Raw genomic sequence first — 24,716 nt, forward strand, 5'->3', positions numbered from 1 at the left:
GCGGTGCCGCAATGCTCAGAACAGGATCGAGACCAGCTTGCTTGCCAGGCTGTCAACCGACATGGCCAAAAACACCAGTGGCAACAGCGGAGCCGCTGCCGACAACAGCATCCACAGGATATTGCCGCGGCATATCGGCACCAATGACATCTTCGCCAGGCTGGCGTACACGCTGCCGAAGTCGGCCAGAGCAGATGGTTGCGGGCTGTCCAGCAGGCTGGACGCATCCTCGTCCGGCTGTCCGCGTTTCCAGTACAGATCGAAACTGCGGATGGCGCGGTGGCCAAGTGCGCTGTATTTGAGCAGGGCATGGCGCTTGGCACGTATCAATGCCGGGGCAAGCAGGACGAGCGGGGCAAGCAGCAGTGTTGCCGAGCCAACAATATAGGCCGCCAGCAGATAGTGCACGTCGGCCAGGGTCTGGCCGGCATAGATGAAATGATTGATGCAGCTGCCCGAGAGCACGATGCCGCCGGCCAGCGACAACGCCGAGAATCGCTGTTGCGCGAAGCCGAGAAAGCCGATGCCGCCTGCGCCGTCCGGGTGCGGCGGCCGCAGGTCCAGGTCGAGCCGGGTCAATCTCCACAGCAGCACGGTCCAGATCAGGAAGCGCCAGATCCACATCAAGCCGACCAGGTGAAACAGCGGCAGTGATACCCACCAGGCCCACCACGCAGCCAGCGACGCACTGCCGTCGGCTTGGGCGTGCCAGCCGCTGATATGGGTAAGCTCGGTTACCACTGGTGGGCTGAGCACGGCCGGCGCCAGCGCCACCAGCAGGCACAGCCACTCCGGGATATGCGAGTCACGCAGGGCGCGGGCGCGCGCCACCAGCGTATCGAAGGCAGCATGCTGGTTGGCGGGCACCAATCCGGCACGGTTGAGTTGGCGTACCGCGCTGCGCAGCAGGCGGTCGGCCGGCGCGGCGGCCAATACCAGCAAGGGCAGGGCCAGTGCAAAGCGGGCATACACCGAGGCGTCGGCGATCAACGGCATTGTCACTCTGCCCGGTAGCAGGGTGCCTTCCCATGCACAGGCCAGTACCAAGGGCAGGCACGCCACGGTGACCAGTACGGCGGCTATCAGCGGCGGCAACGCCAGGCGACTGCGCAGCAGGCCGATCCAGTGCATGGTCCGGTAGATCAGGCCGCCACGCATCAGCGACAGGTCGTCGGATGTCATCGTATGCGAGCTCTTCGCGACCGTCTGGTGCGGGAGAACAAGCTTAGTGATCGTCCACTGCCGGGCCAGCAGTAAAAATACTGGGCCAGCATCAGTAGTAATCGCGATTGTGCGCGCTTTCCGTCGCCTCCATGCTGGCCACTCAGTCGAAGGAGTGCGGGCCGTGGATGGCTTTCTGGAGTATCTGCATCGATTCGCCAGCGATCTGTTCGGAAGAACCGATGGGCCGATGACATTCCGCTTCTTCCTGCAGCCGACCATGGCGTTTCTGGCGGCGCTGCATGACGGCATCAAAGACGCAAAACTCGGCCGCTCGCCGTATATGGCAGGGCTGTTGTCCGCACCGCACGATGAACGCAACAGGTCCTTCCGCGAGGGCGTGACCGCCGTCACCCGGGTGCTGCTGTTGGGCGTGGTGATGGATGTGATCTATCAGTTCAAGGTCTACGGCGCTTTCAAGTATCCGCTGGAGACCTTCGTGCTGGCGGTCTTGCTGGCATTCATTCCGTACCTGGTATTGCGCGGGCCGGTTGCGCGCGTAGCCAAATGGTGGAACGCCCGCAAAGAAGATGGAAGGAATCCATGAAACACCGGAAAAAAGCGACGCCACACGCCGAACAGCATGCGCGCCCGGACCGCAATGTGGCGCAGCCGATACCACCGGTGCCGGAGGTGGATCACGAAAACAGCGATCAGGCCTCGGTTGCGTATTCTGCCTACCGCACCGGGCTGTCCAATCACCGCACCGGGCTGTCTGAACACCGCACCGACCTGTCCGAGTACCGAACTGATCTGTCCGACGACCGCACCGAGATGTCGATGCGCCGCACCGGAATGTCGTTCCAGCGGACGCGCATGAGTGCCGACCGCACGCTGATGTCCATCATGCGGACGGCGTTGTCACTGATCAGCTTTGGCTTCACGATCTTCCAGGTATTCAGCAAGCTGGTACATGCGCCGGATGTGCGTATCGCGTCCGATGCGCCACGCACTTTCGGGGTGGCGATGGTTGGGCTGGGCATTCTGGCGCTGACGCTGGGCATCATCTATCAGCTGAATTTCATGAAGGCGCTGCGGCGGGAGCGCAAGACAATGGTGCAGCAGGGGCTGTTGCATGGCGAAAGCCCTTACCCGATCTCCGCCACGTTGATTACGGCCGGTTTGCTGTGGCTGCTGGGCATGTTCGCCATCGTCAGCATGGTGTTCAACGTGGCGCCGTTCGCCTGAGCGAAGCGTACGTTGGCCAGCTTGGCACGCGGTGCATGCAGCGTTTTGCGCGGGTTGGGTAGGCAGTCGCCGGATGTATTTGACAGACGCAAAGGCACGGTTCCGCACCATCAGCGGAACCATGGCAACGACCTACCGGGAGAATATGGATGTGCCAAGCCAATGAGGTGCCGGTATCGATTCCAGGCGGTCTGTTCGTCATGGGCTCGGACGATCACTATCCGGAGGAGCGGCCTGCACACAAAGTGCGGGTTGCGCCGTTCCGCATCGATGCCAGCCCGGTAACCAACTACCAGTTCCGGCAGTTCGTCGAGGCTACCGGGCATGTCACCTTGGCCGAACGTCCAGCCAATGCCGAGGACTACCCCGGCGCGGACCCGGCAATGCTGGTGCCCTCATCGGTGGTGTTCGTGCCGCCACCGGGGCCGGTGGATCATTCCAATCACTATCAATGGTGGCAGTACATCGCAGGCGCGGACTGGCGCCACCCGCGTGGCCCGGGCAGCTCGATCGATGGGATGGATCTGCATCCGGTTGTGCACGTCGCGCACGAAGACGCTGCCGCCTATGCCGCCTGGGCGGGAAAGCATCTGCCCAGCGAGGCGGAGTGGGAGTTCGCTGCGCGCGGGGGCCGGACGGAGGGTGAATTTGCCTGGGGCGATGAGCTGGTGCCGGCAGGGCGCTACATGGCCAATACCTTCCAGGGCGAGTTCCCGTGGCGCAATGACAAGAACGATGGATACGAGTGGACCTCGCCGGTGGGTGCCTTTCCTGCCAACGGCTACGGGCTGCTGGATATGATCGGCAATGTCTGGGAGTGGACCGACGACTGGTACACCGCCCAGCACCAACTGCAGGGCAAACCCTGCTGTGCCATCGACAACCCGCGCGGCGGGCAGCGCGAGCACAGCCATGATCCGCACAACCCCATCGTGGTGCCACGGCGGGTTACCAAGGGCGGCTCACATCTGTGCGCGCCCAGCTATTGCCGGCGCTACCGGCCCGCAGCGCGAATGGCGCAGTGCATCGACACAGCGACCTCGCATCTCGGTTTCCGCTGCGTGGTGCGTGGATAAGCGGCCATGCGAATGCATCCATCGCAAGCGCTGCAGTGCAGGGTACGGACATGATCCGGCAATGGCTGATGCTGATGTCCGAGCCGGCGGTGGACATCATCGACCTGATGGCGACGCTGATCATCTGCTTCGCCACGGTGGTTGCCTTCGTGCGGGTTGTCGTGCAGGTGTTCAAGCCGGATACGCATGAAAAGGCGCGTCAGGTGTGGCTGGACTACGGGCGCTGGCTGGTCGCGGGGCTCACCTTCCAGTTGGCCGCCGATGTCATCGAGTCATCAATCGTCCCCACCTGGGAGGCGATTGCGCAGCTGGGCGCGGTAGCCCTGATCCGCACCTTTCTCAACTACTTCCTGGAGCGCGACATCGCCGAGATCAGGGCGCGGAAGCGCCCTGGCCCGGCATTGGAGACGGAGTAGGGCCAGTGCGGGTGTGGCCTGCAAAGTGACACGCGCGCCGCCGCCAGCCGGCGTGTTCCATCGAGCCATGCAATCGGAGCAGAACAGATGAACACAATAAAGCGATATGGCTTCGTCGCCGGCAGTGCGCTGCTGCTTGCAGCGCTACCGCTGACCTCGCAGGCCGCCAAGCAGGCAGCGAGCGCTGCAGCGGCTGCACCTGCCGCAGTGGATGCCGGGGCGGTCGCTGCGCTGGAGCGAATGGGCGCAGCATTGCGAGCGCTCAAGCAGTTCACACTGGTATCGGACGCCACCACCGAAGTTGTGCTCGACAGCGGTCAGAAAATCGAGCTCGACAGCCGGGTCAACTATCAGGTGCAGCCACCCAGGCACCTGTTCGTGGACATGGACAGTGCCCGAACCCATCGTCAGCTGTTCTATGACGGAAAAACGATGACCTTGTATTCGCCGCGGCTGAAGTATTACGCCAGCGTCGATGATGTGGATGCGACACTGAGCGAACTGGCCGGGAAGCTATGGACGGAGTACGGCATCGACCTGCCGTTGGCCGATCTTTTCCAATGGGGCAGCGCCACGCCACCGCACAATGTGCTTACTTCGGCAGTGCATGTTGGCACCGCCAGCGTCGATGGCGCCGCTGTCGATCAATACGCCTTCCGTCAGCCCGACGTGGACTGGCAGCTGTGGATCGGACAGGACGATCACCTGCCACGCAGGATCGTCATCATCAGTCAGGATGACGCAGCACTGCCTGCGTATACCGCGCGGCTGAAGTGGGATGTCCGTGCTCCCATCAACCAAGCGTCATTCACCTTCACACCGCCGCAGGGCGCCGCCCGGATCGGCATTCTGGTGGTGGATGCAGTGGCCATGCAGCCGGGGGAGAAATGAACATGCACGCAATCATTGAACGGCGCTTCCTGCTGCCGGCGACGGCTTTGTTGCTTGCAATGGCGATGGGCACGGCGCTGGATGCGCAGGCCGCACGAGGTGGCGGACCGGGCGGGCATCAGGGTGGTGCCCGCGCCACGGCGCGGACCAGCATCAACCGTCCGGCCACCAGCCCGGTACACAACCGGCAGGCCAACGGCCCGGCAGTACGCCACGACATCAACCATAACGGCAATGCCAACATCAATCGCAATCGTGACGTCAACCGCAACATCAACCGCAACGTGAACGTTGATGTGAATGTGCATGACGACCACCACGACCACTGGAACGACTGGGATGACCACCCGTTCGCTACTGCTGCTGCAGTGACGGCCGGTGTTGCGGTTACCTCTGCGGTGATCGGTTCGATTGTCGATTCGCTGCAACCCAACTGCGTGACCACTGTCATCAATGGCGTTGCCTACCAGCAATGCGGCAGTACCTGGTACCAGCCGCAGTACTACGGCACCAGCGTGCAGTACATCGTCGTCAACCCTCCGCGCTGATCGCATTCCGCATGCCTGCCAGCGCAGGCAGCGGCAAAACCCCGACTGGAGAACAGCAATGAAGATCCTCGCCATGGCATTGGCCACACTCACGCTGGCAGCCTGCACGTCAACGCCTACGGTCAAGACCGACCAGGCCAGCAATGCAGACTTTTCGTCCTACCACTCGTATTACTGGGCGCAGAAGCCGTCCGGTGTCGCGCCGCTGGTGCAGCAACGGATTGTCGACGGCGTCGACGCGCGGCTGCGCGCGAAGGGTTGGAAGCAAGGCCAAAGCAGCGGCGATGTAGCGCTGGCAGCACATGTGGCCACCTCGCAGAAGCAGACCCTGGATACCTTCTACTCCGGCACCGGCATGGGCGGCTGGGGCTGGCGTGGTGGTTGGGGTGGAGGAATGGGAATGGGCTCGGCAACCACCACGGTCCATACCTATGACGTGGGCACACTGGTGCTGGACATGTTCGATGCGCGTACGCAGCAGGCGGTCTGGCGCGGTACGGCCAGTGGCACCGTTCCCAGTTCGCCGGAAAAGGTCAACGAAGCGGTTGAAGCCGGTTTGAACAAGATGTTTGCCGAGTTCCCACCGGGTTCGGCAACACCCTGAAGCACGGCAGGTTTGTGTTGGCGCGGGCCTGGCCCTCTCCCCACTGGCCCCTGGCCGGTTCTGGGCCCGCGCCGTTTTGCCTTTCAGCATCGGAACGTCCGTAAGGGGTGGCATATGCGCAGCGCATGGCTTGGTGGAAAAAACGCAGCAGGCTGCGTGCTGCTGGCCCTGCTGGCGGTCAGTGGTTTGGCCAACAGCGGCGGGCAGGCGTCGCCGACTTCGCGGCCTATCACCACCGACAATGTGGATGCGCGCCCGTTCCCGCGTGCTTATTCGGCTGAGGGCATCAGCTTCAAACTGCACCAGCCGCAGCTGCTGTCCTGGCAGGGCGATATCCTGCGCGGACGTATGGTGATGTCGGTAGACAGCGGCAACCACACCGGCAGCGATGGCAAGCCACAGCCAACGACTGACTACGGCACCGTTGACTTCAGCGCACACACCCAGGTGGACAAACAAGCGCGCGCCACCGTGCTGTCAAACATCGAGATCAGCAATGCCAACTTCCCGACTGCGACCGATCGCCAGGCGGCGTATCTGTCCGCAGCACGCAAACAACTGCTGACCACGCCAACCTTGACGGTGTCGCTGGATCAGCTGGAGTCAGCGCTTGCCATTGTGGGCGCCAGCGCGCCGACGCCCTCGCAACCGGTGCGCAACGATCCACCCGACATCATATTCAGCACCAAACCTGCAGTGCTGGTGCTGGTGGACGGCAAGCCGGTGTTGAAACCCACCGCTGAAAGCGGCGTGCAACGGGTGATCAACACCCGTTCACTGCTGTTGCAGCGGGCAGGGCGCTACTACCTGGGCCTGGGTGGGCAGTGGGCCAGTGATGCCGCGCTTGGCGGCCCCTGGAGCCCCGAAGCGGCGCCCGATCCCAGCCTGTTGCAGGCCGGCAAGGCGGCAGTGGACAGCCGTCAGGTAGATGCAATGGCCGAGCCGCCGGCAGCGTTGAAAAGCATGCTCGACGCAGGCCAATGGCCGGACGTCCATGTGCGTACGGGTCCCGCCGAACTGATTACGACACAGGGCGACCCCCAATTTGCCGCCATCGAAGGCACCCAGCTGAGCTATGTCACCAACACCGGCGCCGATGTATTCGTTGACGCGGCAGCCGGGCACCGCTGGTATGTGTTGGTGTCCGGGCGTTGGTTCAGTGCGCAGAGCAGTCACGGGCCGTGGTCCTATGTTGGTTCGCGGCAGTTGCCGGCCGGGTTTGCGAAGATCCCGCCCGACCACCCCAAGAGCGGCGTGCTGGCATCCATTGCCGGAACCCCGGAGGCACGTGAAGCACTCATTGCCAACAGCATTCCGCAGACGGCCAGTGTGCAGCGCGGTGGCGTCAGTCTTGACGTTGCCTACGACGGTGCGCCGATTTTTGCGCCAGTCGAGGGCACCAAGCTGCAGTACGCACGCAATACCGCCACGCCAGTCCTGCGCGTGGACGCCAGCCAGTACTACGCAGTGGACAAAGGCATCTGGTTCGCCGCCAGCAGCGCCACCGGGCCGTGGGCAGTGGCGACGTCGGTGCCGGCGGTGATCTACAGCATTCCCACCCGCTCGCCGCTGCATTACGTCACCTACGTGCGTATCTACGCGCATGACAATGATGAGGTCCAGGTCGGCTACACGCCGGGTTACTACGGCACCGTGGTGGCTGACAACGTGGTGGTGTACGGCACCGCTTATCCGTGCCGCCCGTGGGTGGGCAGCTATTGGTACGGTTGCCCGCTCACCTATGGCATGGGCGTGTACTTCGGCTGGAACGCCTGGGTAGGTTGGACCTTCGGCTGGGGTTGGGGCTGGTATGACGGTTGGTATGGTCCCTACAGCCCGTGGTGGGGGCCGTGGTACGGGCCAGCCACGCCATGGGGCTGGTGGGAGGGTGGTGCTGCAGCGTGGAATGTCTACGGGCACTGGGGCAATGCCGCCGTACGCGGCACCGCCGCGGCGTGGGCTGACCCCTGGACCGGCAATGTCGGCCGCGCGGCACGCGGCGGCTTCTACAACGAGGTGACCGGTGGCCGTGGCGTTGGCCGCGCCGGCATCAATACCAATGCCTATACCGGCACCACCACCGCCGCTGCACAAGGCATCCGCTACAACCCGCAGACCGGGCGGGTGGTGGCAGGTGGCGGTGCGGCGGCAGTGAATCCTTATACCGACCGCGCGGCGGCCGGCGGCGCGCGTACGGTCATCAATGATCGCAGCGGGCGGGTGACGCAGGAGGCTGGCGGCATCGCGGCGGGGCCGCATGGGGCCGCAGGTGGTGCTGCCTTCGATACCCACGATCGGGCTGGTGATGAGGCCAAGGGTGCGGGCGGTTTCCATTACAACGCCGACACCGGTGCGCTGCATCACGGCGGCGTGGTGGATGTAAACGACAACATCTACGCCGGTCGCGACGGTCATGTCTATCACTACAACGACGGTGATTGGAGCCAGGTAACCCGGCCTGACACCTCGAAGAACCTGAGCGGACAGACCCGGCAATCGCTGGAACGTGATCGCTTTGCGCGTGAGCGGGGCGACGAGCGCATCAACGCCCGCCAACCCACGCGGGTCAACATGCCGCGCAGCGGCGGTGGTGGCGCACGCCCGGTCGGTGGCTTCCGCCCGGCGCTGGGCGGCGGCCGTCTGCAGGGTGGGGGATTCCGTCACTGATGCGCGCAAACGGACCAACGTGCCACCTGCGGCTTGCTGCGCTGGTGCTTGCAGGTAGTTGCGCAGTGTCGGCGGCAGCCGCGGATCTGCAGCCCACGCCTGCAGCGGCAGACACAGCCGGCAACGCGGCTGCCGTGAGTGCTGAGAAGCCCGGCTTCTGGGAGTTGATGCATGACCCGAAGGACGGGCAGATAGATGCTTCGCGCTGGCTGTTGGAGCGCAAGGGCGGTTTTCTGCCGGTGCCGGTGATCATTACCGACCCGGCGGTGGGCAACGGTGGTGGTGTCGCGCTGGTCTTCTTCCGCCCCCATGCACACGCAGCAGCTACGCCGGGTGCTGGCGAAAAGCCGGCAATGATGGCACCGGATATCTATGGCGTCATGGCGATGCGCACCTCCAACGGGACCAAGGCGTTTGCCGCTGGCGCACAGCTGCATTTCGATGAGGACCGCTGGCGCTATCGCGGCGGGATCGGCCAGACATCGGTCAATCTGGACTTCCACAGCCCAGGCAATCGGCTGCTGCCGCCAACCCGGATCAGCTACAACACCGACGGCATCGCCTCGTTCCAGCAAGTGTTCCGGCGCCTTGGTCAACGCGATCTGTACCTGGGCCTGGCCTGGATCTACATGGACATGGATCTGTCCTTCAAGACCGACAGTGACCGGGATTTCTTCAGCGACAAGGAACTGGCCAGCAAGACCTCAGGGCTTGGCCTGTCCTTGGAATACGATAGCCGCGACAACACCTTCACACCTTCGCGCGGCTGGCTGGCGACGGTGGAAGGCAATGCCTATGCGCAGGCGCTGGGCAGTGACACCGACTTCCGGAGTTATCGGGGCCACTTATGGCTATCTGCCGCTGGGCAGCAGCACGGTGCTCGGCCTGCGTGCGGACCTGCGTTGGGCGGACGGCCATGTACCGTTCTACCGCCTGCCGTACATCGATATGCGTGGCATTGGCTCGGCACGCTACCAGGACCGCCGCGCGGCAACCGTGGAGACCGAGCTGCGCTGGAACCTGAGCCAGCGCTGGGCCTTGGTCGGCTTTGTGGGTGCCGGCCGTACCTGGGGCCGTCACAACACCTTCAGGGATGGCGCAAGCCAGGTGAGCAAAGGCGGCGGCTTCCGCTATCTGCTTGTGCGCCAACTGGGCATGTATGCCGGCCTCGACTATGCGTGGGGGCCGGAAGACGAAACCTTCTACATCCAGATGGGCAGCGCCTGGCGCTGAGGAACAGGAGAGCGTGATGAATGCAGTTCTGATGCGATGTGTCGCCGTGCTGGCGGCAATGCTGCTGCAGGCCAGCGCCTGGGCTGCAGAGCCCTTGCCATCCTGGCAGGATGGTCCGTCGCGCAAGGCGATCATTGCATTCGTAGAGTCCACCACACGTGCAGGTTCAGCCGACTTCGTGCCCGAGCCGCAGCGCATTGCCACCTTCGACAATGACGGCACGCTATGGGCCGAGCAGCCGGTGTACTTCCAGATGTTCTTCCTGATGGATCGGGTACGTGCGACAGCTGCACAGCGTCCGCAGCTGAAGGACACCGACCCGACCCGCTCGATAATGGCCGGTGACATCCAGGGCGCGCTGGCATCGGGCGAGAAAGGCCTGTTGGAACTGATGGCCGCCACCCATAGCGGCATGAGCGTGGATGAATTCCACGCCCAGGTGCTTGAGTGGAGCGAGCACGCCCGCCATCCAGGCACCCAGCGTCGCTTCACCGACATGACCTACCAGCCGATGCGCGAGCTGCTGGACTACCTGCGTGCGCATGGCTACACCACGTACATTGTCTCTGGCGGCGGCCAGGAGTTCATGCGGCCATGGGCCGCACAGACCTATGGCATTCCCCCGCAGCAGGTGATCGGCAGCTACGGCGAGCTTGCATACCGCTTGCGTGACGGCATACCAACATTGATCAAACTTGCGGAAGTGGGCCTGGTGGATGACCACGCCGGCAAGCCTGTCGCCATCCAGCGCTTCATCGGTCGCCGGCCGGTGTTTGCCTTCGGCAACTCCGACGGTGATCTGGAGATGCTGCAGTGGACCGCAGCAGGGCCGGGGCCGCGTTTTGTCGGCCTGGTTCATCACACCGATGGCAAGCGCGAGTGGGCCTACGACCGCGCGTCGAAGATTGGCACCCTGGACAAGGCGCTTGCTGCGGCGGCGGCCGGTAACTGGGTGGTGGTGGATATGAAAAGCGAGTGGAAGCAGGTTTATCCCGACAGGTAGATTTACTGCCCGGCACCGGGTAGAAACGCGCTGGCCCAGAACCACAGGAACCTGCGATAAACACAACGCTGCTGATCCAGGACCGACCATGAAGATCTGCTTTCCAGCACTGATACCGGCGCTGCTGATGCCCGCACTGGCCTCGGCGCAGGCGCCGGCCACACACTCCACCGACGACGTTGCACAGAAACTGGCCGACCCGGCTGCAGCGCTGGTCTCGGTGCCGTTCCAGTACAACTACCTCGGTGAGGTTGGCACGGGCCAGCACAACCAGCAGTTAAAGATCCAGCCGGTCATTCCGTTCGTTGGTGAGCATGGAAAGTTCCTGCTGCGGCCGATCCTGCCTTACCAGTGGAACGAATTTCCGCAGCACCAGCAGGGCCTGGGTGATCTGTTCGTGCAGGGCTATTACATACCCACCAAAGCCGGCGAGCACCGCCCGACCGAGTTGGGTTTCGGCTTCGCCGCGATGCTGGACACCGCCAACCATGACAGTCTTGGTACCGGCAAATATTCGCTGGGGCCCGCGTTCGTATTGGTGCATAAACGTGGCAAATGGACCATGGGCGGGCTGCTCAATCACGTCTGGTCGATTGGTGGACACGAAGCGCGGGAGGATGTGAGCAACACAGCCATGCAACCCTTCGTATCGCGTGCGCTCAGCAACGGCTGGTCGTTCACGCTTTCATCGGAGTCTTCGTATAACTGGGAGGCACGCAGTGGTGAGCACTGGACGGTACCGCTGGGCGGTGCGGTCGCCAAGGTGCTGCGGTTCGGCAAGCAGCCGGTCAGCATCGGCGGCGGCTATTACTGCAGCGTGGAACGGCCGGCGCTGGCCAGCCGCTGGACCGCGCGGGTGACCATCACCTTGGTGTTTCCCGAGTAATTACTCAAAGAGAGGTCCTTCATGCTATCCAATCCCCGTCGTTGGCTTCTGGGCCTGGCCTGCCCATTGGTGATCTCGGCCCAGGTTGCCAGTGCCGAGCCATCCAACAAATGGCGGATCGCAGTCGATCACACCGCCAATATTGCCGGTGAAATCGAGCTCTCGCTGACACCCGAGGGCGCTGAAGCGACGAGTCTGGTGGTGCCGATTCCTGCTGGCACGCACGAGAATCACGCAGCGCTTCTGATTCGCGATGCGCTCCGCCGCCAGTATGGGCGTTCGCTGTACAAGACCGAGATGGATGACGGTGAGGATGTATTGATCAAGGTCCGTGGACGCAACCCCGACATCGATCTCGTGCTGATGCGCAATACCGCCGAAGGTTTGAAGCTGCATCTGAGCCGCGAATAAGCCGCGCTCACAGGTGTCTTGCACCTGCAGCGAATGACTTGGCCTGCCCGCTAGAACGAGAGGGAGCCGCTGAGCATCAGCGGATCGCCCTCAAGCCGGCGCCGTACGTCGAATTCATGCAGCCAACGCAAGGACAGCGACAAGCTCATGTCCTCATGCTTGTGCTCGTAGGAGATGATCGCGCCGGCCGCCAAAGCATGCCCACGAAAGCCATCCAGACGGTCGGCCAGTGCACCGCTGTCGTCGCCGACCTGCTGCAGCCAGCCGCCTACGCCGCCCAGTCCCCATCCATTTTCCCAGCGTTTCATGACCTGTGAGTCGATGTGGAAAACCGCACCACTGCGGTAGTCGGTGGCGTCGTTGCGGGTCGAGAAGTCGACACCGGCGGCGGTACTCCATTCCACGGTACCGTGGCTGGCCAACTGGGTATAGGCAACGGTTGGCGTGTAGATCCAGGCGTTGAGGCTGGGGTTGGCCAATCTGTCGGGGTCGTAGCTGCCGGCCGGTGCGGAGATCGAGACCGAGAGCGCAAGATGGTGGGTTTCATCGAAATGGTAACCGGCGATGACCGGAGAGAAGCTGATGTCGTACAGATCCCCTTTGAAGCTGTCGCTGACCCTGCGGTTGAACGGGCCTGCCGACACGTCGGCACTGAGGTCGACGCTGGCGAAAGGGACCGTCACCAGCGATGCGAAATTCCAGCGCCCGGTCTTTGCTGGCCAGACGTACAAGCCGCTTAGCGAATACAGGTCAAACGTCGCGTCCATGCCAAGCGCGGCAACGCCACTGATGGGCAGCTCGCGGTCGGCATCGAACTTGCCGGAATAGTGGACGTAGCCCAACGCCAGGTTCAAACCCGGCGTGGGTGGGACAACGCCGGCGTAATCGGTGACCTGAAGGCCGGTGATCGCGCGGCCCAGGCCGCCTTCCACCGCAGCCGCATCGGGGCTGAATGCAAGCAGCGAAACGAGGCCAGCCAGCACACCGGCAACAACGGGGGAGGTTCGTGTGCTCATTTTCACCGTTCCGCGCGGAGGGAGGTGTCTGCAACGTTAACCCCAAGCATTCGGCATGCACCGGAGCAGAGCAATACGTAAACACTCGCAGGCGACGCCGGTAAAACTACGTTGTTGCCGGCGGCATTGGACAGGCGCTGCGATCAGCATGTGCTGCGACAGGATGGCCGCGGTCGGTATTTTTACCTAACCCACACCAGCAGATTTCCGGCTGGAAGCAATTCACCTCGTTCCACAGAATGCTTCGGTGATCGCCGCCAACGCCTTGACGGTGAATCCCTTCCGAGGAGCACGCTCATGCCTGGCAAATTCAGCGGTCGTATTGAACTCGATATCCGTGACTCCAAGGCGGATTGGGACGCGTTCCTGGATAAACGCGCGCCGGCCGGAGCGCCAAACGTGCTGGTGATCCTGTATGACGATACCGGCCAGGCGGCATGGTCGCCTTACGGCGGCCGCATTCAGATGCCAACGCTGGACAAGCTGGCAAAGAACGGCCTGATGTACTCGCAGTGGCACACAACGGCGGTGTGCTCGCCAACCCGCTCGTGCTTCCTCACCGGCCGCAATCACCACGCCAATGGGTTTGGTTGCATCTCCGAGGCAGCCACCGGCTTCCCGGGCTATGCGGGCCACATTCCGCTGGAGAACGGCACCATGGCGTCGATACTTCGCGACGCAGGATGGAGCACGTTCTGGGTTGGCAAGAACCACAACGTGCCGGTTGATGGTTTCGGCATGAGTGCCTCCAAGAAGCGCTGGCCGTTGGGACTTGGCTATGACCGCTTCTATGGCTTCATTGGTGGCGAAACCAACCAGTGGTACCCGGAGTTGATCGAAGACAACCATTTCGTCGATCAGCCCGCGCAGCCGGAGGAGGGCTATCACTTCTCCAAGGACATCGCCGACAAGGCGATATCGTTCATCCGCGACAGCGTTCAGTGTGATCCGGACAAGCCCTGGTACATGTGGTACTGCCCCGGCGCCAATCATGCGCCGCATCACGCACCGCAGGACTACATCGACAAATACCGTGGCCAGTTCGATGACGGCTACGAGGCCTACCGCGAGTGGGTGCTCAAGCGCATGATCGAGCGCGGTGTGCTGCCGGCAGATACCGAACTTACCCCGATCAATCCGTTGCCTGCAGATCGGACCCCGGCCGACGACAGGGTGCGCCCCTGGGACACGCTCAACGCCGATGAGAAGCGGCTTTTCAGCCGCATGGCCGAGGTGTTTGCTGCCATGTCCGAGTACACCGATGTGCAGATCGGCCGGATGATCGACTACCTGGAAGAATCCGGCCAGCTGGACAACACGCTGATCTTCTACTGCGCCGACAACGGCGCCTCCGGTGAAGGCTCACCCAGTGGTTCTGTCAACGAGAACCGCTTCTTCAATGGCTATCCTGACGACGTCGAATCGAATCTGGCGATGATCGACAAACTGGGTTCGCCTGATACCTACAACCATTATCCAACCGGGTGGGCGGTGGCGTTCTCCACCCCTTACCGCATGTTCAAGCGCTATGCCTCCTATGCTGGTGGCACCTGCGACCCGCTGGTGGTGCATTGGCCAAAAGGCATCCGCGCAAAGGGTGAGGTGCGCCACCAATACCATCACTGCACCGATATCGTGCCAACCATCCTTGAAGCCTGCGGCGTGCCGATGCCGGAGTTTGTCGATGGCGTGAAGCAGGCGCCATTGGCGGGCGTATCCATGCTGTACAGCTTCGACAATGCGCAGGCTGCTACCACCAAGAAAACCCAATACTACGAGATGGCCGGTACCCGCAGCATCTGGAGCGAGGGCTGGAAAGCAGCGACCGATCATGCGCCGATTCCCTCCGATCAAGGGCATTTCGACAAGGACAACTGGCAGCTGTTCCACACCGACACGGATCGTGCCGAGGCCCATGACCTGGCTGCCAAGCACCCCGACCGGCTGGAACAGCTGCAGAAGCTTTGGCTCAGTGAGGCAAGCCGCAACAACGTGCTGCCACTGATCGATCTGGGCGTTCGCGCCATGCATGCCGCTGAATACCACGCGCCCCAGCGCGACCGCTATGTCTATTACCCGAATACCACCGAGGTTCCCGAGGCCGCCGCGGCACGGACTCTGGGTGTGTCGTTCAAGATGCTGGCCGAGGTTGATTTCACCCCCGGCAGCAAAGGCGTGATCATCGCCCAAGGCTCACGTTTTGGCGGCTACTCGCTGTTCGTCAAAGACGGCAAGCTGTTCTATGTCTACAACTTCCTCGGCATTGCACCGGAGCAGCAACTGGTCTGTGATGCGCCCAGGCAAGGCCGGCATGTGGTTGGCGTCGAGTTCGTCAAGCAGAGCGTCAGCAAACAAGGCGAGGCCTTCGGCACGATGACGCTGCATCTTGATGACACGGCAATGGCGAGTGGGCGGTTCCGCACGCAGACCGGGCGATACATTCTGTGCGGTGAGGGATTGTGCGTGGGCTATGACGGCGGCGACGCTGTAAGCAAGGAGTACAAACCGCAGTATCCGTTCAGCGGCGGCTCGGTGCTGAAAGTGGTGTTCGATCTGGCCGACGACGCCTACGAAGACATCGAACAGAGGTTTGCCGCGAAGCTGGCCAGGGACTGAGGCGCCAGGTTGATCGCGTTGATTGCAGTTGCGGCACGTGGGCTTATCGTCGCGTGCCGCAAACCGCGTGCGGTCGGGTTGGGACACCGTCTTGCTGATGACCGGAGTGCAGCTGGGCGGCAGACCTCTACTTACGGCGGAGTCTTGCTGACAGCTTGTTCGCAGCGACTGTCTGAAGTCATACACGCAATTCCACTGCGCAGTTGGGTTCGTATTTTTACTGGTTGCATGGCGGTGTATCTACGCTGGATCAGTGTTTCAGTGGCGATTTACATTCAGTGTCGACGGCCTGCAGTCGTGGGTTGGTCCATGCGCATTGAGTGCGTTGACTCGAAAGCTAGTCGGTAACTACTCGCCTGTATGGGTGCTTCGCTCGCTGCCGACAGCGGTGGGCGAGGCCGCGCCACCGGGCCAGCCAGGGAATAGTCCACGTGTGCAACCACTCCTACTTTCGGCTCCCCAACGCTGTGCGGGTCGTTGCTGTTGCGGCGCTGCTCGCCCTGTTTCCGTTGCAGGCCGCGGCCCAGGTGTCCAATACCGCGCGGATCGCAACGCCGCCCGGCGTCACCGATACCGATCCCAGCAACAACACCTCGACGGTCGTGACGCCGCTGGTTGGCACGTTGGACACCGTCAAACGCTCGGACATAGGCAGTGGCGTCTCGGTCAGCATCGGCCAGACCCTTACCTACACGCTGACCACCACGGTTGTGGGCGGCCCTTTGGGCAGCACGCTGACGCTGACTGATACCTTCAGCGCGGGGCTGGCCTTCGGTGCAGTGACCAATGCTGGCAGCTTCAGCTGCAACAATGCCGCGCCGGTGACATGTACGCTGCCGTCCGGTACTGCAGCGGGCAGCTACAGCGTCTCCTATACCGCAGTGGTCACGCAGGCCGCCGTCAGCCAGGTCACCAATACCGTTGTACCCAGCGATGGTACCTGCAGCGACTGCAGCACCACCAATCCGCTGGTGACGGTGGCCACCTCCAAGCGCTCCGATGTGGGCGCTGGCAACGCCGTCGAGCGCGGCCAGACCATCACCTACACCGTAACCACCGTGGTCAGTGGCAATGGCAGCTTGACCTCGCCGCTGCTGCTTACCGACACGCTGAGCAGCGGGTTGAGCTTTGGCAGCATCGTCTCGGCAGGCAGCTTCAACTGCGTGGCAGGCAATCCGATCCGTTGCACCTTGCCGACCGGCACTGCGGCTGGCAGTTATCCGGTCAGCTACAGCGCCGTCGTCAACGCCAGCGCGGTGACCGAGGTGAGCAATACCGTGGTGCCCAGCGGCGGCACCTGCACCGATTGCACCACGGTCAATCCACTGGTCGAGATCACCACGCGCAAAAGCTCCAATGTCGGCGATGGGGCCCAGGTCGCCATTGGCGATACCTTGGTGTACACCTTGACCACGACGGTAAGCGGCGGCGCATTGGTACAGCCCTTGACCCTGACCGACACCATCGGCGCCGGTTTGACCTTCAACCTGATCACCCGTGCCGGCGCTTTCAGCTGCAACGCAGCCAATCCGGTGGTCTGCACCCTGCCTGCGGGTACGCCGGCCGGCACCTATGATGTCAGCTACTCGGCAACAGTTGCACCCACGGCGACGGTGTCGGTGCGAAACGCGGTGGTTGCCAGCGCCGGCACCTGTGACCCCTGCACGACACTTGATCCGTTGGTCGACGTGCTCACCCGCAAGGCCTCCGACATAGGCGATGGCACCGGTGTGCAGGTTGGCGACACCATTACCTATACGCTGACCACGAACATCACCGGCGCCGGCAGCTTGCTCAGCGATCTGGTGTTGACCGATACGCTCAGTGCGGGACTGGCATTTGGTGCCATCACCAACGCCGGCAGCTTCAGCTGCACCGGCAGCAACCCGGTGATCTGCACATTGCCCACTGGAACCGGGCCCGGCGTCTACCCGGTCAGTTACACCGCGGTGGTGCAGGCCGGTGCAACGACGTCTGTCAACAACACGGTGGTGCCCAACCAGGGCGGCTGCGTCGACTGCTCAACCGACAATCCCTTGCTGCAGATCAGCAGCAGCAAGATCGTGGATGTTGGCAGCGGCACCGCCGTTCAGCGCGGGCAGCTGCTGACCTATACGGTTACCACGGTGATCAGCGGCAGCGGTGATCTGAGCCAGCCGTTCACCCTGACCGATACCCTGGGCGCAGGGCTTGCCTTCAATGCGATCACTTCCGCCGCTGCATTCTCGTGCAATACCAGCAATCCGGTGATCTGCACGTTGCCGGTGGGTACAGCGGCCGGCACGTATGCGCTCAGCTATACGGCGCTGGTGACTGATGATGCCACCACCTCGGTAGGCAACAGCGTGGTGCCCAGCGAGGGAACCTGCACCACGTGCACCACGATCAATCCACTGGTGGAAATCGCCACCAGCAAGACGGTCGACGTCGGTGCCGGAACCGCAGTCGCGCGCGGCCAGGCCTTGGTCTACACCGTCACCTCGGTGATCAGTGGCGGCGCGCTCAGCAAGGCGCTGGTGCTGACCGATACCTTTGGCCCCGGATTGGATTTCTCCGCCATCACCGCCGCCGGCAGCTTCAGCTGCAACGCCGCGACACCGGTCGTGTGCACGCTGCCGGCCGGCACTGCCGCTGGCAGTTACAGCGTCAGCTACAGCGCTGTGGTGAACACCGCTGCCACCACGGCGGTGCACAACAGCGTGGTGCCCAGTGACGGCAGCTGCAGTGTGTGCGAGATCGACAATCCCTTGTCCGAACCGGTAGTCACCTATGCCAAGAGCGTGCTGCTGCCAGCCGGGCAGACAGAAGTGCGGGCGGGTGACAGCCTGACGTTCACCCTGACCACGACGATCACCGTTGCGCCGACGACCGACGTGGTGACACTCACCGATACGCCGGGGCCAGGCTTGCAGTTCAGAGCCATCGGTGACGCCGGCAGCTACACGTGCAATGGCGGAACCCCGTTGATCTGCAGCCTGCCGGCGGGCACCGCCATCGGCACTTACGCCTTGACCTACACGGCGGTGGTGACAACCGACGCAAGTGGTTCGGTGCGCAATGCCGTGCTTGCCAGCGGCGGTGACAATCCAAGCTGCACTGTCAACTGCGGCACCGATACGCCGGTGTTGACGCCGGTGGTGGATGTCAGCAAATCGGCAGATCCCAGCAGCGGCACCCAGGTCGAACGCGGCCAGGTATTGCGTTACACCCTGACCGCCGTGGTCGGCAACGCGCCGACCACCCAGCCCCTGGTGCTGGTGGACACCGCCGATGCCGGACTGACCCTGTCCGCGCTGCCAGCGCAATGCAGCCAGAGCGGCAACACTGTGACCTGCACATTGCCGGTGGGTACCGCCGTAGGCGTGCACACCTTGAGCTATGACGCCACTGTCAATGAGCAAGCTGGCAGCGTGGTCAACAACACTGTTGTGCCCAGCGGCGGCGGGCCGGAGCCGCCGGGTTGCGACAACTGCACAACGCAGCACCCGGTCGATGATCCGCTGCTGCGCATCACCAAGACTGCCGGTGTGCGCGAGGTGAAGATTGGTGATCTGGTGCTGTACACGCTGCGGATCGAGAACGTCAGCGGTGTTGATCTGGTCAACGGCAGCGTGGTCGACAGCAGCCCGGCAGGTTTCAGCTTCGTCGCGGGTTCACTGCAGCAGAGCGGTGGCGATCCGTTGATTGTCAGCGGCGCCGGCCCGGTGCGGCTAGGTGGGCTCAATCTGCCGGCCGGTGGCGTGATAACCGTGGCCTACCTGATGCGCGTCGGCGCCGGCGTGCGCCAGGGTACCCACGTCAATCAAGCCCAGGCGCTGTCGCCAGCAGACACGCCCATTTCCAATATCGCCACCGCGGAGGTAATGCTCAGCCCGGATCCGTTACTGGATGAAAGCCTGATCATCGGCACGGTATTCGACGACCGCGATGGCGATGGTTGGCAGGACCGTGCTGATCTAAGCAAGGTGACGGTGCAGGGCGGCTTTGCAGCGGGCGATTATGTCGCCGGCTCGACGGTGTTGCTGCGCGACGGTGCCGAGGTTGCGCAGGCTGATGCCAGCGCGCCACTGCTGCATGGTCTGGCGCTTGGCGCGATACCCGCACGGCAATCCGATGCCGACCCGGCAGAGCGCCACCAGGTGGTCATCCGTCAGCGCCTGCGCGCGGCCAACTTCAGCGACGATTTCGTGCTGACCAGCGCCGAAGGCTTCAGCCTGCGCATGGACCAGGCCGGCCAGACCCGGATGGAGCTTTCCGGTGACGCACGCAAGGGCTTGAGCGGCGCCCGGCCGCAGGTGCAACGGCGGGTGTTCGAAGACGCTGGCGGCACGACGGTCGAGTATGTGGTCAGCAACGATGGTGTCGACGAACGCGGCATCCCCGGCGTACGTATCGCCTCGGTCGAGGGTCTGTTGATGGAAACCGATCAGTTCGGCCGCTATCACTTGGTGGGTATCAACGGTGGCGTGTGGGAGCGCGGGCGCAACTTCATTCTCAAGGTCGATCCAGCGACGTTGCCGGCGGGCGCGGAGTTCACCACCGACAATCCGCTGCTGCGGCGTATCACCCCCGGGTTGCCGGTACGCTTCGATTGGGGCGTGAAACTGCCGCCGGGCCGTATTGCCGGTGGCGAGGAGCGGGTTGAACTGGTGCTGGGCAAGGTGTTGTTCGCGCCAGGCAGTGCTGAGATACCAGCGCGCTTCGACGCAGTGGTGGAGCGCATTGCTGACCAGGTCCGCGGCCGCCGTGGCGAAGTCCTGGTGAGCGCGGATGGAGATCCGCCCGAGCTGGCGTTCGCCCGTGCCACCGCGCTGCGCGATGCACTGGCTTCGCGCCTGCAACCGCAGGATCTGCAGCAGGTACAGATCAACGTACGCACCGACCAGACTGCGGAGGCGCCGCTGATAGTGGGCTGGTCCAGCGGTGAGGCGCTGCTGGGAACCATCCTGTTCGACAACGACAAATCCACCATCCGCCCTGAATTCAGGACATTGATCACGCAGATGGCCGCTGCGCTCGAACGTGATGGCGGTGGCCAGGTGGGCATCGTCGGCCATACCGACGTGCACGGCAGCTACGACTACAACGTCAAGCTTGGTCTGCGCAGAGCCCGCGCAGTACAGGAGGCGATCACTGCGCAGTTGTCTCCAGCGCTGCGTGACAAGGTCAGGGTGCAGGCCGAGTCGGACCCCAAGGCACCGCTGGCCGCGCCGCTGCAGGAGGGAACGCCATGAAGCGCAGATTGCTCGATTGCACCCTGGCCGGTCTGCTGGCCAGTGGCGCTGCCGCTGCGCAGGCGCCGCCCACCGTTGCCTCGCCCGCCGCCGACGCGCAAGCGTTGGATTGCAGTGACAACGGCTGCAGCAATGATCAGGGACTGCTGTTCCAGTTGCGTACGCGCAGCTATGACCAGCCGGTGACCACGGGCACCGGCCCGCGCTCCTCGATAGAGGCGTTGCAGCCGGACCGGCGCGTCACCGTTGCCCGCGAACGTCCCGGGCAGGCCACCGCGGTTGGCCGCTTCTCGGTGCAGCTGGCCGATGGCGGCGTGGTCTGGGCAACAGAAGATCCCAATCTCGGGCAGCCGGAACTGGCGGTGTCGGCACCGTCGTTCGTGGCTTACGACGGCCAGCGCATCGTTGCACCGGTACGGTTTGCTATACGCAGCAACTACCCGGCGTTCATCCAGCGGATGGAGCTACGTTTGTACCGGGCGGCCGACCTGGACTTGATCGAGCCGCTCGCCACCGTTGCGGTTGCGCCTACCGGCGTGGCCCAGGCCGAATGGGATGGCGTGCTGCCAGACCGCTATCGCTACCGCGCTGGTGATGATCTGGTGTACGTGCTGCGCGCATATGCTGCCGATGGCGCCTGGGACGAGACCGCACCAAGCCGCATGCAGCTGGTGACACCGGAGGAAGCGGAACGCGGCAACCGGTCGTTGCGCGACACCACCGAAAAAGCCTTGGGCAGCGCGTTGAGTGTTGAGCAGGCGCAGCAGCAGCGGCTGGTCGATGACGTGTTTTCGCGCAATGGCCTGCGCCAGCAGAACATCGCGGTATATGGCTCGCGGGTGCGCATACAGGGCCGGAACCTTCCACAGGGCCGCAGCCTCAGCATCAATGGCGAGCCTTACCCGGTCGATCTGGAAGGCAAGTTCGTGGCTGAATTCCTGATGCCCGTTGGCCGCCATGGTTTTGATATCGCGGTACAGGCGCCGGGGCAGGGCAGTGCAGCTGCGGTTGCCCAGCATCAGCAGCTGGAGGTGGATGTCTCCGGCAGCTACTTCTTTGGCATTGGCATGGCCGATGTGACCATCGCGCAGAACGACATCGGCCGCTCGACCGCGGCACTGAGTGTGGATGGTCGCTACCGTGATGACATCATCAGTGACGGGCGGCTGGCCTTCTATCTGAAGGCCAAGGCCCGTGCCAAATACCTGATCACCGCGCAGGCGGATACCACCGAACAGGACCTGGGCCATCTGTTTGATGGCTTCACCAGTGCAACGCCGCAGGACATTTTCCGCCGGCTGGATCCCGATCTGTACTACCCGACCTATGGCGACGACTCCAGCACCTACCGCGATGTCGACACCATGGGCCGCTTCTACCTGCGCGTGGACTGGGACAAGAACCAGGCGCTGTGGGGAAATTACGCCACCGGCCTGACCGGCACCGAGTACGCGCAGTACGTGCGCTCGCTTTACGGTGCAGCGGTGAACTGGCGCTCGCGTGCGATCAATGCCTGGGGTGACCCACGTACGGAACTGCGCGGCTTCGGCTCGCAGGCCGAAACCGCGCCGGGCCACAATGAATTCGCAGGCACCGGCGGCAGCCTGTACTACCTGCGCAACACCGACATCCTGCCCGGCTCGGATATCGTGGTGCTGGAGATCCGTGACCCCGCAACCGGGCGCGTCGAACAACGCGTGCCACTGATGCGCGGCGTGGACTACCAGATCAACGAGCTGCAGGGACGCTTGCTGCTGACCAGGCCTTTGGCCCAGATCACCCGTGAGAACGTGCCTACTTTGACCCGCGACAGCCCGCTGGACGGCTACGAGCAGCGCCTGGTGGTGGACTACGAATGGGTGCCGAGCGACTTCGATGATGACAACATCACCGCCGGTGTACGTGCCAAGCAGTGGCTAGGTGATCATGTCGGCGTTGGCGTCACCTACGTCAAGGAAAACCGCAGCGGCGAAGACTACACACTCAGCGGCGCCGACCTCACCCTGCAGGCCGGCAAAGGCACTTACCTGAAGGCCGAGTACGCGCACACCGAATCATTTGGTGCGCCGGTGTTCTACTCGGACAACGGCGGCATGAGTTTCGTGCAGAGCAACCGTCTGCTGGGCCAGCGCAAGGGCGATGCGCGTTCGCTTGAAGCGCGCGCCAACCTCAAGGAGCTCGGCTGGACCACGCTGGACTGGAGCGCTGGCGCCTGGTGGCGCGACACCGATGCAGGCTATTCAACGGCACGTTACGACACCAACCGCGACGTCACCGAGTATGGTGCGGAAGTGCTGGGACAGCTGACCACCGATCTCAGCCTGTATGCACGGTACAGCCGCGCCGAGATCGGACGGCAGGCCTTGACCCAGGCGCAGGCCAGCATGGAATGGCGCATCGGTGACTACGATACCCTCAGCGGCGAGATCCGCCGGGTTGAAGAGCAGCGACTGTTGAGCAGCGCCACTGGCGTGTTGGGCGCAGTCAAGTACGCACATCAGTTTGGCACCAGCCTCAACCTGTATGGCTTGGCACAGGCCACGCTGGATGACGATGGCGGTCAGTACGAAGACAACAATGCCTTGGTGGCAGGCGGCAAATACCTGTTTGGCGATCAGTCCTCGGTCTCCGCCGAAGGTAGTGTTGGCGATCGCGGAAATTCAGCGATGGTGAGTGGTGAGTACCGGCTCACGCCCGAGCATTCGCTGTATACCGGCTACACGTATTCGACAGACAGTACCGACTATGAATCGCTGTTTGAGCCCAACCGCCAGAACGGCTGGACCATCGGCCAACGCTGGCGCCTGTCCGAACGCAGCAACATGTTCAACGAGAGCCAGTTCATCAAGGAGCCGCAGCAGTCCGGTATAGCTCATACCTACGGCATGGATTTCTATCCTGCGCAGGGCTGGAACATGGGTTTCACCCTGCAGACGGGCGATCTGGAAAAGCTGGGTGGGGCCAATGTGGATCGGCGCGCGGTCAGCGTCAGCGGCGGCCACACCTCACCTGCAGCCGATTGGCAGAGCAAAGTGGAGTGGCGACGTGATCAAGGTGGCGAGAACCGCACCCAGTGGGTCACCACCAACCGGTTGACCTGGAAAATCAACGAGAGCTGGCGCATCGCTGCACGCGTCAACTACTCCGATACCGATGATGACTATGATCGGCTGGCCAATGCGCGCTTCCTGGAGAGCAACCTGGGCTTTGCCTGGCGGCCATGGAACAGCACGCGCTGGGCGTTGTTCGGCCGCTACACCTATCTGTATGACCTGGCCACGCTCGGGCAGGTGGGGGGTGCCGAGTACGATCAGCGTACCCAGGTCTTGTCGCTGGAAGGTGTCTACAAGCAGGACCAACATTGGGAATACGCCTTGAAGCTGGCGCGTCGTGATGGTGACGTCCGCATGCAGCGCGGCTATGGGCCTTGGTTCGATTCGGCCACCAACTTCGCCGCCGCGCAGCTGCGTTACGAGCTGCGCACGCAATGGCACGCGTTGGCTGAGTACCGGTGGTTGGATGTGGCCGATGGTGGCAGCCGGCAAGGCTTCCTGGTTGGCGTGGACCGCGATATCAGCCGCAACTTCCGTTTGGGCGTGGGCTATAACTTCACCGAGTTCAGCGATGACCTGACCGACTTCGATTACGACCATCGCGGCTGGTTTCTCAACATGACCGGCATGTATTGACGGCGCGGCGCACTCCA

General features: G+C 63.1%; 17 protein-coding genes and 1 pseudogene. 16 read left to right on the plus strand and 2 right to left on the minus strand.

Going from position 1 to position 24,716, the window contains the following annotated elements; translation table 11 throughout:
• Positions 1-15: 15 nt before the first annotated feature.
• Positions 16-1,182: a hypothetical protein gene (locus ACVOKO_RS00350; RefSeq protein ID WP_346496170.1), complete on the minus strand. Its 1,167-nt coding sequence runs from the start codon at positions 1,180-1,182 to the stop codon at positions 16-18.
• A gap of 163 nt (positions 1,183-1,345) precedes the next feature.
• Here ACVOKO_RS00350 and ACVOKO_RS00355 point away from each other — a divergent pair, with 163 nt between their 5' ends.
• The 13 genes and pseudogenes from ACVOKO_RS00355 to ACVOKO_RS00415 all read left to right on the plus strand — a co-directional run bounded on the left by ACVOKO_RS00355 (position 1,346) and on the right by ACVOKO_RS00415 (position 12,144).
• Positions 1,346-1,768 carry a hypothetical protein gene (locus ACVOKO_RS00355; RefSeq protein ID WP_346496172.1) on the plus strand — a complete coding sequence of 141 codons (423 nt, stop codon included), beginning with the start codon at positions 1,346-1,348 and terminating at the stop codon, positions 1,766-1,768.
• A complete protein-coding gene (locus ACVOKO_RS00360; RefSeq protein WP_346496174.1) occupies positions 1,729-2,409 on the plus strand; it encodes a YidH family protein in 681 nt (226 codons plus the stop codon). The genes ACVOKO_RS00355 and ACVOKO_RS00360 overlap by 40 nt, the downstream gene beginning before the upstream one ends.
• Before the next feature lie 149 nt (positions 2,410-2,558).
• Positions 2,559-3,485 (plus strand): formylglycine-generating enzyme family protein, encoded by a 927-nt coding sequence (locus tag ACVOKO_RS00365; RefSeq protein ID WP_346496176.1) that lies wholly within the window; start codon positions 2,559-2,561, stop codon positions 3,483-3,485.
• A gap of 50 nt (positions 3,486-3,535) precedes the next feature.
• Entirely contained in the window at positions 3,536-3,901 is a 366-nt protein-coding gene (locus ACVOKO_RS00370) for a DUF1622 domain-containing protein (RefSeq protein WP_346496178.1), read from the plus strand.
• An 87-nt stretch (positions 3,902-3,988) separates the two neighbouring features.
• Entirely contained in the window at positions 3,989-4,792 is an 804-nt protein-coding gene (locus ACVOKO_RS00375; RefSeq protein ID WP_346496180.1) for a DUF2092 domain-containing protein, read from the plus strand.
• Positions 4,793-4,794: 2 nt separating this feature from the next.
• On the plus strand, positions 4,795-5,340 hold the full coding sequence (locus ACVOKO_RS00380; RefSeq protein WP_346496182.1) for a hypothetical protein: 546 nt from the start codon (positions 4,795-4,797) through the stop codon (positions 5,338-5,340).
• Positions 5,341-5,398: 58 nt separating this feature from the next.
• Positions 5,399-5,944 (plus strand): DUF4136 domain-containing protein, encoded by a 546-nt coding sequence (locus ACVOKO_RS00385; RefSeq protein WP_346496184.1) that lies wholly within the window; start codon positions 5,399-5,401, stop codon positions 5,942-5,944.
• Positions 5,945-6,058: 114 nt separating this feature from the next.
• The gene (locus tag ACVOKO_RS00390) at positions 6,059-8,611 is read left to right on the plus strand and encodes a hypothetical protein (protein ID WP_346496186.1); all 2,553 of its coding nucleotides are present in this window, start codon (positions 6,059-6,061) and stop codon (positions 8,609-8,611) included.
• A gap of 635 nt (positions 8,612-9,246) precedes the next feature.
• Positions 9,247-9,396 (plus strand): annotated as a pseudogene (locus tag ACVOKO_RS00395) (BamA/TamA family outer membrane protein); the annotation flags it as partial.
• Between the two features lie 28 nt (positions 9,397-9,424).
• Positions 9,425-9,844 carry a hypothetical protein gene (locus ACVOKO_RS00400; RefSeq protein WP_346496188.1) on the plus strand — a complete coding sequence of 140 codons (420 nt, stop codon included), beginning with the start codon at positions 9,425-9,427 and terminating at the stop codon, positions 9,842-9,844.
• Between the two features lie 16 nt (positions 9,845-9,860).
• Entirely contained in the window at positions 9,861-10,847 is a 987-nt protein-coding gene (locus tag ACVOKO_RS00405) for an HAD family hydrolase (protein ID WP_346496190.1), read from the plus strand.
• Between the two features lie 88 nt (positions 10,848-10,935).
• On the plus strand, positions 10,936-11,733 hold the full coding sequence (locus tag ACVOKO_RS00410; RefSeq protein ID WP_346496192.1) for a hypothetical protein: 798 nt from the start codon (positions 10,936-10,938) through the stop codon (positions 11,731-11,733).
• A gap of 21 nt (positions 11,734-11,754) precedes the next feature.
• On the plus strand, positions 11,755-12,144 hold the full coding sequence (locus ACVOKO_RS00415; protein WP_346496194.1) for a hypothetical protein: 390 nt from the start codon (positions 11,755-11,757) through the stop codon (positions 12,142-12,144).
• A 50-nt stretch (positions 12,145-12,194) separates the two neighbouring features.
• Here ACVOKO_RS00415 and ACVOKO_RS00420 read toward each other — a convergent pair whose 3' ends face one another.
• Entirely contained in the window at positions 12,195-13,160 is a 966-nt protein-coding gene (locus tag ACVOKO_RS00420) for a SphA family protein (protein ID WP_346496196.1), read from the minus strand.
• 297 nt (positions 13,161-13,457) lie between these two features.
• Between ACVOKO_RS00420 and ACVOKO_RS00425 the strand changes: the two genes are divergently transcribed.
• From ACVOKO_RS00425 to ACVOKO_RS00435, 3 genes are all read left to right on the plus strand, one after another.
• The gene (locus ACVOKO_RS00425; protein WP_346496198.1) at positions 13,458-15,776 is read left to right on the plus strand and encodes an arylsulfatase; all 2,319 of its coding nucleotides are present in this window, start codon (positions 13,458-13,460) and stop codon (positions 15,774-15,776) included.
• Positions 15,777-16,207: 431 nt separating this feature from the next.
• Complete coding sequence (locus tag ACVOKO_RS00430) at positions 16,208-21,010, plus strand: OmpA family protein (RefSeq protein WP_346496200.1); 4,803 nt, start codon at positions 16,208-16,210, stop codon at positions 21,008-21,010.
• On the plus strand, positions 21,007-24,699 hold the full coding sequence (locus ACVOKO_RS00435; RefSeq protein ID WP_346496202.1) for a TonB-dependent receptor: 3,693 nt from the start codon (positions 21,007-21,009) through the stop codon (positions 24,697-24,699). The genes ACVOKO_RS00430 and ACVOKO_RS00435 overlap by 4 nt, the downstream gene beginning before the upstream one ends.
• Positions 24,700-24,716 lie beyond the last annotated feature (17 nt).

The organism is Stenotrophomonas sp. STEN240, from assembly GCF_056756175.1.

Bases quoted from the DNA above. Each gene is read 5' to 3' on its own strand.
- ACVOKO_RS00350 (WP_346496170.1), bottom strand. From the start codon at position 1,182: ATGACATCCGACGACCTGTCGCTGATGCGTGGCGGCCTGATCTACCGG.
- ACVOKO_RS00360 (WP_346496174.1), top strand. From the start codon at position 1,729: ATGGTGGAACGCCCGCAAAGAAGATGGAAGGAATCCATGAAACACCGG.
- ACVOKO_RS00365 (WP_346496176.1), top strand. From the start codon at position 2,559: ATGTGCCAAGCCAATGAGGTGCCGGTATCGATTCCAGGCGGTCTGTTC.
- ACVOKO_RS00370 (WP_346496178.1), top strand. From the start codon at position 3,536: ATGATCCGGCAATGGCTGATGCTGATGTCCGAGCCGGCGGTGGACATC.
- ACVOKO_RS00375 (WP_346496180.1), top strand. From the start codon at position 3,989: ATGAACACAATAAAGCGATATGGCTTCGTCGCCGGCAGTGCGCTGCTG.
- ACVOKO_RS00380 (WP_346496182.1), top strand. From the start codon at position 4,795: ATGCACGCAATCATTGAACGGCGCTTCCTGCTGCCGGCGACGGCTTTG.
- ACVOKO_RS00385 (WP_346496184.1), top strand. From the start codon at position 5,399: ATGAAGATCCTCGCCATGGCATTGGCCACACTCACGCTGGCAGCCTGC.
- ACVOKO_RS00390 (WP_346496186.1), top strand. From the start codon at position 6,059: ATGCGCAGCGCATGGCTTGGTGGAAAAAACGCAGCAGGCTGCGTGCTG.
- ACVOKO_RS00405 (WP_346496190.1), top strand. From the start codon at position 9,861: ATGAATGCAGTTCTGATGCGATGTGTCGCCGTGCTGGCGGCAATGCTG.
- ACVOKO_RS00410 (WP_346496192.1), top strand. From the start codon at position 10,936: ATGAAGATCTGCTTTCCAGCACTGATACCGGCGCTGCTGATGCCCGCA.
- ACVOKO_RS00415 (WP_346496194.1), top strand. From the start codon at position 11,755: ATGCTATCCAATCCCCGTCGTTGGCTTCTGGGCCTGGCCTGCCCATTG.
- ACVOKO_RS00420 (WP_346496196.1), bottom strand. From the start codon at position 13,160: ATGAGCACACGAACCTCCCCCGTTGTTGCCGGTGTGCTGGCTGGCCTC.
- ACVOKO_RS00425 (WP_346496198.1), top strand. From the start codon at position 13,458: ATGCCTGGCAAATTCAGCGGTCGTATTGAACTCGATATCCGTGACTCC.
- ACVOKO_RS00435 (WP_346496202.1), top strand. From the start codon at position 21,007: ATGAAGCGCAGATTGCTCGATTGCACCCTGGCCGGTCTGCTGGCCAGT.